This is a genomic window from Dysgonomonas gadei ATCC BAA-286, assembly GCF_000213555.1.
Lineage (GTDB): Bacteria > Bacteroidota > Bacteroidia > Bacteroidales > Dysgonomonadaceae > Dysgonomonas > Dysgonomonas gadei.
In genome coordinates, this window is sequence record NZ_GL891981.1 from 236,719 (window position 1) to 248,302 (window position 11,584).

At 44.3% G+C, this 11,584-nt stretch carries 4 protein-coding genes and 1 pseudogene; all 5 read right to left on the reverse strand.

Annotation, left to right across the window (positions count from 1 at the left end):
* Window positions 1-25: 25 nt before the first annotated feature.
* Window positions 26-1,696 (reverse strand): annotated as a pseudogene (locus HMPREF9455_RS21935) (glycoside hydrolase family 43 protein); the annotation flags it as partial.
* Window positions 1,697-1,834: 138 nt separating this feature from the next.
* The gene (gene galB / locus HMPREF9455_RS07640) at window positions 1,835-4,534 is read right to left on the reverse strand and encodes a beta-galactosidase GalB (RefSeq protein ID WP_006799067.1); all 2,700 of its coding nucleotides are present in this window, start codon (window positions 4,532-4,534) and stop codon (window positions 1,835-1,837) included.
* 66 nt (window positions 4,535-4,600) lie between these two features.
* Window positions 4,601-6,199 (reverse strand): glycoside hydrolase family 43 protein, encoded by a 1,599-nt coding sequence (locus tag HMPREF9455_RS07645; RefSeq protein ID WP_006799068.1) that lies wholly within the window; start codon window positions 6,197-6,199, stop codon window positions 4,601-4,603.
* A gap of 70 nt (window positions 6,200-6,269) precedes the next feature.
* Window positions 6,270-8,213: a RagB/SusD family nutrient uptake outer membrane protein gene (locus HMPREF9455_RS07650; RefSeq protein WP_006799069.1), complete on the reverse strand. Its 1,944-nt coding sequence runs from the start codon at window positions 8,211-8,213 to the stop codon at window positions 6,270-6,272.
* 24 nt (window positions 8,214-8,237) lie between these two features.
* Entirely contained in the window at window positions 8,238-11,333 is a 3,096-nt protein-coding gene (locus HMPREF9455_RS07655; RefSeq protein ID WP_006799070.1) for a SusC/RagA family TonB-linked outer membrane protein, read from the reverse strand.
* Window positions 11,334-11,584: the final 251 nt, after the last annotated feature.

Sequence of the window (11,584 nt, forward strand, 5' to 3'; positions counted from 1 at the left end):
CGACAGGAGTAGTGTCATTATAAACATAACAACCGATTATTGTACCTGTAAATCCGCCTGCCGACTGTGTACTGAGATTTTTTGCGTCAACATCTTCTGCTATCGTTTTCCAGCTTTCTCCATCATCAAATGAATAGAGGAACGAATATTTATCTTTTTTGCCTTCTACCTTCAGGGTTACCGCTTTTCTTGCTGTACCGTCTGGAGTTTCAGTTTTCGCTATGGTTTTCACATCCCCTTCAGCACGTTTCAATACAAGATAATACTTGCCGTTCCCGTCAGTGGTTTTTCCGAAAACAAAATTATGTTTCTCCTGCTGATAACAAACCAGGCCTGCAATATCCCCTTCATTATCCGGTAAATAATCCATTTTTATCTGTGCCGAAAAAGTTAAATGCTGTTGGCGGATACCTGTAAAAGCCGGTTGATTCGGTTCATAGATCGTGCTTCCGGTAGAACTGAGTGTAAGCATTCCGTTAGCGGTTTTCCACCATTTATCTTCAGGCGGAGTACGCAGCATCAAATAGCGGTCACCGAGTTTTTCGTCATCGAAATCGTCTTTCCATGTAAAATTACCTTTATAACTTTCTGTATTCGGCCGGAGATTCGCCTTGTTTACAATGTAAGGAATTTCCTCGTTAGCTTTCAAAATCACCGGATATCCGTCAACCCATGTCACAGGCAGCATAAATGTTTCTCTACCTGTATTGTAATAATTGCCTTCGTATGGGCGGCAGGCGAGAAAAACAGCGTACCAGTCGCCTTCTGCTGTTTGTATAAGGTCGGCGTGCCCGGCGGAAGTTACCGGATTTTTCCGGTTCTCCGGTAGGTTGCGTTGGGTGAGAACCGGATTGTTTTTCCAGGGGATATAAGGGCCAAAAATGTTTTCGGAGCGGAAAACGACCTCTGAATGCTGAACACTGGTACCTCCTTCGGCACATAGGAGATAATAATAACCGTTGATCTTGTATAAATGCGGCGCTTCTATCCATACCGGATGTTTGGCTTTATCCGTACCTCCGTCTACAATCATTTTCTTCTCTCCGAAAATAGAGTCGCCCTCAACACTAAACTGCCGCAGCCAAATAGACCTGTGCCCGTCCCATTCGGGTTTTCCGTCCGGTTCATCGTTATGTACGATATACGCCTTTCCGTCTTCATCGAAAAAAATATCGGGATCGATACCGCCAAAATGCAGGGGAACCGGTTCACTCCAGTTATTTTCTTTCGGGTTCTTGGTTTTCACGATAAAATTGCCGATTCCGTCAGTACAGGTAGTAATGAGATAAAAAGTATCATTGTATTTGTTGTAGCGGATTGTAGGAGCATAGATTCCTCCACTGAGCCGGATTCCGGCTTTAAGTTGCAACTGCGAAGGACGATTCAGCACATTGCCGATCTGCACCCAGTTTACCAGGTCGGTACTGTGAAATATCGGGATACCCGGATAGTATGAAAACGTTGAGGTTACCAGATAGTAATCCGAACCCTTGCGACAGATACTCGGATCGGGATAAAAACCGCTGAGAACCGGATTGAAATACTGGTTCCGGTCGTTTATAGCCTGTGCGAAACAGGCATCCTGTCCCTTGTATTGAAAATAGTGAAAATCTGCTGTCTGGCTATTTCCGGTGCGGGAAAAGGCTATAGTCAGTATTAACATTGCCAAACAGGTGTACAAGTCTTTTGTTCTCATATATAAATTACATTACTTATAATTATACAGTTCTACATGAAGGGCGCTAAAATTGTCAAGCATCGGGACGAACATGCTGCTTTTATTTATATCGGTTTCCTGGCTCTGAAGGAGCTGCTTCATGTTTTCTTTTCCGGCCTACCGACTGCTTATAATTACAGAACCACTATCAAGCCTTTCGCTCCTTGCTGTTAATTTCATCTCACCTTTTTTTCCTTTCTTTCCTCGCATAATTACCAGTGCAAGCCCCCCAAAAGCGCTGCGCTCTTTTGACGCAAATGAAATCATATCAGCAGGATTTCCATTGTCGGTAGCAACAATTTCTCCGGTTCCCGAAATTTCAAACCATATTTTATTGTCAGCGTTTGGAACAAGATTTCCGTCGCTGTCTAAAATTCTTACCGTAACAAACGAAATATCTTTACCATCGGCATCAATTACATTTCTGTCTGCAGAAAGCGCTATTTTTACAGGTATACCTGTGGTTTTCACTTCATGAATAGCCCATTGCTTACCGTCTTTGTAAGCGACAGCTTTCAATATGCCAGGCTCATAAACAACACTATCCCAACGCAATCGGTATTCAAACTTATCTTTTTTCTTCTTTCCCAGCGATTTTCCGTTCAGAAAAAGCTCGGCTTCGTCGCCCGAGGTGAAAATATGAACAGGCGTTATCTGCCCTGTCCTGCTTTCCCAATTCCAATGCGGTAAAATGTGAACTGTCGGTAACTCGGGACGCCAACGCGATTGATAGAGATAAAATCTATCTTTTTTAAAACCTGCCAAATCAATTATTCCGCAATAGGAGCTACGTGAGGAATAATAAGGTGTTGGTTCACCTAAATGGTCCCAACCTGTCCAGACAAACTCGCCTGCTACAAACGGATGATTGTCTTGCATAGCAAAAACCTTGTCGGCTGATGAACCAAAAGGAGAGGTATAAAGTTCATAAGCACTTACTTGCCTCAGTGCGTCATTCCCACCCGAACCTTCGCTTACAGGTGCGCTATTTCCTGCGAATACCGGGAAAAAATATGTACCGCGCGAACTGAGTGCCGAGGCTGTTTCACTACTGACAATCATTTTGTCGGGAAATTTCTGATGAAAAGCAGGATAAAGCGGTGGTGTTCTTATCCCCTTCAGATGAGAATATGCCGCCGCATCTCGTATCCCTTCGCCTTGATAGTTAAGTGAAATAATATCCATCGTTTGCGGGAAAGGCATATCAGGTTTGGCAAAATTCATCGAAGCGGTTGTTGGTCGTGTACTATCTTCGTCTTTTACAAGAGCCGCTAATTTCCATGCGACAGCCGCACCCGGTTCGTCTGTGTACTGTTCTCCCACCTCATTGCCAAAACTCCATGCAATAATGGAAGGGTGATTTTTATCTCTGCGAATAAAAGCGCGGATGTCCGCTTCATACCAGTCGGGGAAAATAAGGTGGAAGTCGAGTGGGTTTTTACCTTTTTCCCAACAATCGAAAATTTCATCAATTACCAAAAAACCCATTCTATCTGTTAGTTCAAGCAATTCGGGCGCAGGAGGATTATGGGCCAAACGAATAGCATTGCATCCTAATTCGCGTAACATTTCCAACTGTCGTTCAGCTGCCCGAAGATTGAACGCTGCGCCTAAAGCACCCAAATCGTGGTGCTGATTTACACCTTGGATGCGAATTTTTTCACCATTTATCAAAAGCCCTTTTTCGGCATCGAACTTAATATCCCGGATGCCGAATCTTGTCTCGTATGTATCAATTAATTTATTGTTTATGAATAATCGGTTTATAGCCAGATACATATTTTGCTCCTGTTGTGGATATACCCCCCAGAGTAAAGGGTTCTTGATATTTACGGTATTTCTGATTTTCGATTTTTCTCTTGCCTCTATGACGATATTTTGCTTCGGAAAAGTTGCAACTTTATTTCCTGATATTTTCAAGTCATTGTCCAACCGATAAATATCGGTCAGAATTTCGACGTCTTGATTTTTTGTTGAGTTATTGTCTATATCAATGGAAATAGTTATTGTCGCGGATTTCTCCGAAATATTTTCGGCCTTGATGAATGTTCCCCAATGTGCTACATGAACAGGGCTTGTCTTCACGAGCCAAACATTGCGATAGATGCCTGCACCCGGATACCATCGTGAAGAATTTGTAGGATTATCCAGCCGGATGGCTAACTGATTATCTCCCTCAAAATTCACAAAAGGTGTGAGATTAAGGCGAAAAGAATTGTAACCGTAAGGCCAGCCTCCAACCAGATTTCCATTGAGCCAAACCATCGCGTAAGACATTGCTCCGTCAATGTCAAGGTAAATCTCCTTGCCTGAATCACTTTTCGGAATATCAATTTTCCGCCGATACCAAGCGACACCCTGAACCGGTAATCTTCCCATTCCACCTCCGACAATAGCATTTTCTTCGGTGTAAAAAGGTTTGTCAATTGCCCAATCGTGTGGCAAATCAATATATTGCCAGTCACTATCATTAAAATCGTTTTTAACGAATGGGAAATCTTTGCCCGGATTACCGTCGGGACGCTCATAATGTTTATTTTTGTCTTTTATAAATTCGTTTGCTGTTGGCAAGATATACATTTTCAATGATTTATTCGAAGCGTTTCCATGATTTTGCAAAGTGGCGCGAGTATCGGCATCCTTAACATCGTTTTTGTCAAAAACAGCCGGGCGCTCATCATAAATCAAGCTGTCGGGATTGTTTTCATAACGAAAGAAACGCCAACCTTCATTAATGTCGATCTTCTCCCTGTTTTGCCCGAAGGCAAAGGAAACAGAACAAATTAAAATTAAAACGAATACGAATTTTTTTCTCATTATCTTTTGTATTGTAAGTGATTACAGATATTTATCGTTTATTAATGCATCTTGTCTTATCATACACTATTTGTCATATTTTACCAAATGTCGAGTGCCATTCGCTTCTTTTGTCCGGTTTACGGTGATTTCCCTACTGATCCTGAAATAATCAAAATCTGCATATCCTCCGGTATTTTTTGTTGCGTAATTGTATAATCCGAAACGATAGCCCATAAAATGGTCCAATGTGTAACTCATCTTCAAAGGTTTTCCTGCCGAGAACCACTTCTCCCCGTCAAGACTGTAATAAAAGTATGCCAAATCGGTTTTCTCCCTGAAATCACAATCTACTTTAAAGTAAACTATTTTTTCCCCGAAGGGGATTTCTTCCTGCTCTACCGGTTTGCCCGACGAGGTATTGTTCATATATATAGATTTCCGGCTACCGCTCACCTTTATTCCTATTTGCCCGTAATGGCTTTGCAAAAGGCACAAACCGGCAAAGTCACCGTCTTGCATTCCTGAAACATCCATTTTGATCGTTCCCGAACAAACGGGGCCAATGGTGCGCTGTGTCAGTGTGTTTCGTGCTAATTCGAGATTATTGTCGAGGCGTCCTGTCGTCAGGCGCAAATAACCGTTTTCCACTTTCCACAATGTATTGTCCGGGTTGTGATTCCACTGCCATACAAGTGGTAAGGCCCGGTCGCCTTCTTTCCTGTCAAATTCGTCCGAATTCACAATCCCGGGTATTAATCCTTTATTACCGGATAAGCCGGACTTTTCAGAGTCCTTATTGCCAATGCTGATTTTGGGGAATCCGTCTTCCCAATTCATCGGAAGAAGATAGGGGATTCGCCCTACGGCTCCGTAATCACGGAAAAGGTAAGCAAACCATTTCCCACCAGGCGTTTCGATAATACCGCCCTGCGCTATCCCTGAATTTTGAAGAGCCAGGCGGCCCTCCCATTTTCCATTCAGGCTGTCTGCCCGGTGAACAACTTCCGTCCGCATCCCGTCGCGAGGCCATGTTATATTGAAAAGATAGTATTTTCCACCGTGCCTGAAAAGTTGCGAACCTTCTGCTCCCAAAGCGATATCGTTGCCTGCCGGCGCGCTCGCATTTTCGATCAAAACACGGTTTGTGCCGGGCTTTATTCCCGAAAAATCGGGTTCGAGTTCAGTAATGGATAATTTTCCATTTCCGTAAATCATATAAACCTTACCATCATCGTCAAACCAAAGCGTGTGATCGTGCAGGGAAGGTGTAAACGTCCGTGTTTCCCACGGGCCGTTTTCAATATCGTCAGTGATATAAATATAAGTTTTGTTGGTAGTCTGTGAAAAAGTGGTAATGTAAAATTTCCCGTTGTGATAACGGATGCAACTTGCCCATGAACCGCGCCCGTAAGCGTTTTTGCCGTTGGTAAGATTCATCGCGTCGATATTGGCTAAGGTATCATAAGCGTAATTTACTATTTCCCAATCAATCAAATTACTCGATTTCATTATCGGAACACCCGGTACCATGTGCATCGTTGTGCTGCTCATATAGTAAGTGTCGCCGACACGTACCATCGACATATCGGGAACATCGGCAAAGATAAGCGGATTCTTTGCAGACTGGGCATTGACGAGCAATACAAAAAATAAAAAGAGAATGCTTAGATCGAGTTTTTTCATGGTTCGCTTAAAAATGGGGCTGCTTTATTCACAGCCCCTTATTTATCACAGTTTCAGTTTACCCGCGACTCTATTTATTATATCCCGGATTCTGGTAAGCCGCTTTTTCGGCATCACTCATGGTCATGGCATCGAGTTGTCCCTGCGGAATCGGACGCAGATAATGGAATGGTTGAATGTTGCGTTTGTATTCCACTTGTGTGTGATCACCTACAGCCGAGCCACAAATGGTGTATGAAGAGGCGTATTCAGTCCATTTTTGCGTGCGTACCAAGTCGTACCAGCGGTAGCCTTCACCGTAGTATTCGCGGCTGCGTTCGGCTAGAATATAATCGATGTCGATATTGGCAGGAGTCGCCGCCGTCATGGCCGCACTGTTGTCTGCTATTTTTGTTCCGTCTCCACCCATGCTCCATTGTCCGTTGTTGCTGTATCTCCATTTTCCGGCGCGTACACGCAGTACATTTACCAGGTCGCGCGCACTCATTGAACCGGTCGCTCCCTTCACGGCGGCTTCGGCTGCGATCAGATATAGTTCAGAGAATTTGGCAATGTTCCACGGACGAGTGCTTCCACCATTCGGTTGTCCCAAACCTCCGGCGTTATCGGTACGGTAAGGACCCAGCTTCCAAAGGCCTGGATAAAAAATACGGCTAATACCACTTGGGTTAATAACCCAGTCGGCCCGGCCCGGTAATGTACCGCCTCCTATGCTGCTGCTTCCAGCACCGCTTGGATACACCACATTCGGGTTTTCCTCATCCAGAAATGTGAAAATTGGTTCGCCGCTCTTTACCGGCATACCGTTAGCGTTGATGACCGGATTTTGCCTACCCGGTACTTTGTCCACGTTGCACGGGTATACAGTCACGAAAGTTCCATCATATCGGCTGTCGTTGGTTTTATCGGCAAAGGTGTTGGTAAATACTTTGTAAGGCGGGGCTAAAGCGGTCCAAGGACGGCCTCCCCACTGGATTGCTTCACGGTCGACAGAAGTTATGCCAGAGCTCCTTACCAAGGTATAATTGCAGGTAGTAAACCACCCTGCGAAATTATCCGGTGCACCACCGGTAGCATACGATAAACTTGATCCATTGTAATATTCATCCTGAATGTGGTCGCTGTACAATACAATTTCATTATTGCGGTCGTTTTGAGCCAGATTTACATCGTAGAATGTAGGTTGTAACCTGAAAGGACCGGGATTACTGATTCCGTCGAGCGCGATATTATAGGCTTGCTGGAAGTACCAAGCGGCATCGTGTCCGTCCGGGTCGGTACGCTGACTATCAGGATAAGTCGGGATATTGCCGGGGTTTTGCAGCCACCAGCCGTAAGTCAGATAAGCTTTCGCCAAATACAGGCGAGCTGCTGTTTTGGTCACGCCTCCGGTCACGCGGCCGGCATCGGGCAGATTTTCAATCGCTGTTTTCAGATCGGGAAAAACGGCTTGTGTATATACTTCAGGTACAGTGTTGCGTACCGATGTCCGCGATGGAGTAGTATTGAATTTCAATACACCCGAACCCAAATCCAATGGTACTCCACCAAAGGTTTGCACCAGCATAAAGTAGTCGAATGCCCGCCAGAAGCGTGCTTCCGAAATCAGAGATTCCGATTTGCCCGCAGCCGCGGCGTTTTCGATTATGCCACTGGCGGTATTGATATTGGAATATACTGCATTCCAAAGCGCGTCCCCGCGACTGGTAGAAGCATTCAGGTTTGATGAAGAACCGATAGTCAGATCGGGATCTATACTGTTGCCATTGGAATTTTGCGCAAATGTATATTCATCTGTACCGGATTCACATACCATATAATAATATTGCCCGTAAAAATAGCGTGTATGCGCATACAGTGAAGTCAGCCCGCCCTGTATACCCTCTTCGGTTTTGAAGAAATCGGGGGTATAGTCGGTACGTGGTGTTTCATCCAAAATACTATTGGAACAGGAAACAGTCAATAAAGCTAAGACAACAGTCCCCAAAATGTTTTTGAAATTTATATTTTTCATATCTTAAGATTTGATATTAAATAATTAGAAAGATACATTCAAACCAAACAATAAGTTACGGGTTTGCGGCGTGTTTGTTCCTACCGTGAGCATCGTGTTTGCCCTGTAAGGGAGACTTCCGGTTACTGCCGCATTTTCGTTTCCATAAGAATTGGTCACCGGGTCCAAGCCTGTTTCTTTGTTATACGGAGAGAACAGTACAAATGCGTTCTGCAACGTAAAGTACAAGCGGGCGCTGCTGAGTCCGACCTTTTTAAACCAGTTGGCGTTCGGGTCAAAATTGTAGCCTAGCGTAATTTGGCCTACCTTAAAGTAGGAAGCATCAAAATATCCCAGCGTGCTGGCGTATCTCTGATTGTCTCCACTCATGGCTACACCCGGTTTCGGATATTTGGCTCCGGTATTTTCCGGTGTCCAGTAATCTACTTTTACGTTTCCTCGGCGTCCTGACAGCATATTCAGATAACCGTTGGTAGCGTGAAGCGTACTCACCAGAATACCGCCGTGCTGATAGGTACCAATGATATTCAAATCCCAGTTTTTGTAAGCGACCCGTGTTGTGAACCCGCCCTGCCAGTCGGGATCGGCGCTGATTACCTGACGATCGGCAGAGCTAATAGCTCTAGCCGGTGTTCCGTCTGCATTGTAGTCGCCGGTATATTCCACTTTTATCATACCTACGGACCCACTATTATTTTCTAAAATATCCAGATAAGGATCGCCTTCTTGCCACAATCCGATTTTTTTATAATCGAAAATAGAATTCACCGGATATCCTTCAAACCAACAGTTTGAAGGATCTTCCTTCTGTCCGGAGGCGAGTTCAGTGATTTTGTTTCGGTTGGTATAGAAGTTGACGCCGGCTTCCCACGACCATCCGTCCTTGTTGTCGAAAATGACACCGTTCAGGCTTATTTCAACGCCCTTGTTGCTCATCTTTCCGATATTGGCCAAATAACTGCCTACGCCGGCTGTAGAAGGTAGATTTACACTCTGAAGAATATCGTCGGTCCTGGCATCGTAATATTCGATTGTTCCCGACAGGCGGTTTTGCAGAAAGCTGAAATCTAAACCAAAGTTCCATGTTCTTGTATATTCCCAGTCTAACTCGGGGTTAGGAGTTGTGGCTACGTAGAAACCGGTGGTTTTGTCGTCACCGAAGTTGTATGGACGGGTACCCAGGCTTCCGAGTGTTGTGTAGGGGTTGATTGATTGGTTGGAAGTTATCCCCCAACCGATACGCAGTTTAAGGTTATCCAAGTAACCGGAGGTACTTTCCATAAAGCTTTCTTTCGCGATGTTCCAACCAGCGGAGAAGGCCGGGTAGCTGATCCATTTGTGTCCGGCCGCCAATACGGACGAGCCGTCCCAGCGCATAGAGGCTAGCAACATATAGCGTGAATCGTAGTCGTACATTACGCGGGCCATATACGATTGCAATCCGCGTTCCCAAAAGTCTTGGTTGTCGGGATTATATACAATTTTGTCGGATGGAGCACGCCCTATATTCCAATATTGGAACTGGTCGGACGGAAGATCGGTTGCGCTTACTAATGAGCGGTCGTAATGGCTTTGTTCGGATGCATATAAGCCGTTCAATGTCAGGTGATGCTTTCCAAACATTTTTTCGTAAGTAATCAGATGCTCGATAGCCCATTTGTAGTATTGATTTTTGTCCAAAGAAGCGCTAGATGCCGCTGCTGTAGCACTGAAGACATTTGCCCCTCTATATTGTCCCCTTTGGTTGCTGCGATAATCCAGACCCAAAGTAAGTCGATAGCTCAAACCTTCTACTCCCGGAATCTTCACTTCTCCGTACAGCGAGTTATAGGAACCGAATCCGCGTTGATTGTCCGCATACGAATCGCCCAAATTCTCAACTGTATTACGCGTATAAGTCCAATAATCATCCATAAAAGAATGTATTGTAGGCTTCAAACTGCCATCTGCATTATACGGATTAATCAAAGGCGAAGTAGCCAGCGTATTATACAATCCGAGATTCTGTCCGTTGGTAATGTTATAGTTGTTGTTGGTAGTCAGCCCGAAACGCAGGTATTTGCCAATATTCTGGTCGATGGTGGCGCGCAGGCTGATACGGCTGTAGTCTTGTCCCGGAACCAAGGATTGATCTTTGTAATAACCGGTACCTACATTGTAGCTGCCGGAATCGTTTCCTCCCGAAATGCTTACATAGTGATTTGTGGTTATACCATTTTTGAACATCAGATCCTGCCAGTCAGTATTTGTTCCCAGTACTTCATCGGTTCCCATTGTCGGGTTACCTTCTGTGTCTTTGTAGATTCCTGCATCTTTGCGCAGCTGGTACAGTTCATCTCCGTTCATCATTGGATACCGGTGATAAAGCGTTTTCACACCATAATATGCATCATAGGTTACTTTGGGTTTGGTTCCTATATTTCCTTTATAGGTGGTAACGATGACCACACCGCCCGCTCCGCGCGAACCATAAATAGCAGTAGCCGAAGCGTCCTTGAGGATGTCGATGCTTTTGATGTCGTTCGGGTTAATGTCCCCGATCGTTCCGCCAAAGGGTATTCCGTCCAGTACCACCAGCGGTGCGTTGTCTCCGGTAAGCGAGCGAGTACCGCGAATGCGGATTTGCATATCGGCGCCGGGCTTGGAATTTGCCTGCGACAATTGTACGCCTGCCACACGTCCTGCAAGGGCAGAAGTAACGTTTCCTGTCTGTATTTGACGGATTACATTCCCCTGCATGGAAGCCACCGAACCTGTCACAGCTTCTTTTCGTTGAGTACCATATCCTATTACCACTACTTCTTCGAGCATCTTGTTGTCCTCTTCGAGTATTACATCTATACGATTCCTGCCAGAAACGTTTATCGTCTGCATTACAAATCCGATAAACGAAAAAGTAAGTTTACATTGAGGGGATACTGAAATGGAAAATTTACCATCAGTATCGGTCATAGTACCATTAGTGGTACCCGATTCTACTACACTGACCCCGATAATGGGTTCTCCCGCAATATCTTTCACTACTCCATTTACAGAAATGTTTTGAGAAAAAGCTAAAGTCGGGATAAGAAAAAATAAAAATAAAAGTCTCAAAGACTTAAAAATTCTTGCATTTCTCATGATTAAGATTCATTATTTACTATTATTAATAGGTTATTTTCTTTTCGATTCTGGAAGTTCTAAGTTTTCATAGATATAAATAATTTAGAATTTAAGGTATGGCGCTGTATTAGTCAATCCGCTTAGATTTTATGTAGTACAAACTTATAAAGATCTATTTTTTTTATGCAGAATAAGTGTATCATATAATTTCGTCTGTGTAACATCCGCTTTTTAACTATAACATATACTTTTCTCTACGTTACATTCGC

Coding starts and splice junctions, on each gene's coding strand:
- HMPREF9455_RS07650 (WP_006799069.1), bottom strand. CDS start 8,213: ATGAAAAATATAAATTTCAAAAACATTTTGGGGACTGTTGTCTTAGCT.
- HMPREF9455_RS07645 (WP_006799068.1), bottom strand. CDS start 6,199: ATGAAAAAACTCGATCTAAGCATTCTCTTTTTATTTTTTGTATTGCTC.
- galB (WP_006799067.1), bottom strand. CDS start 4,534: ATGAGAAAAAAATTCGTATTCGTTTTAATTTTAATTTGTTCTGTTTCC.
- HMPREF9455_RS07655 (WP_006799070.1), bottom strand. CDS start 11,333: ATGAGAAATGCAAGAATTTTTAAGTCTTTGAGACTTTTATTTTTATTT.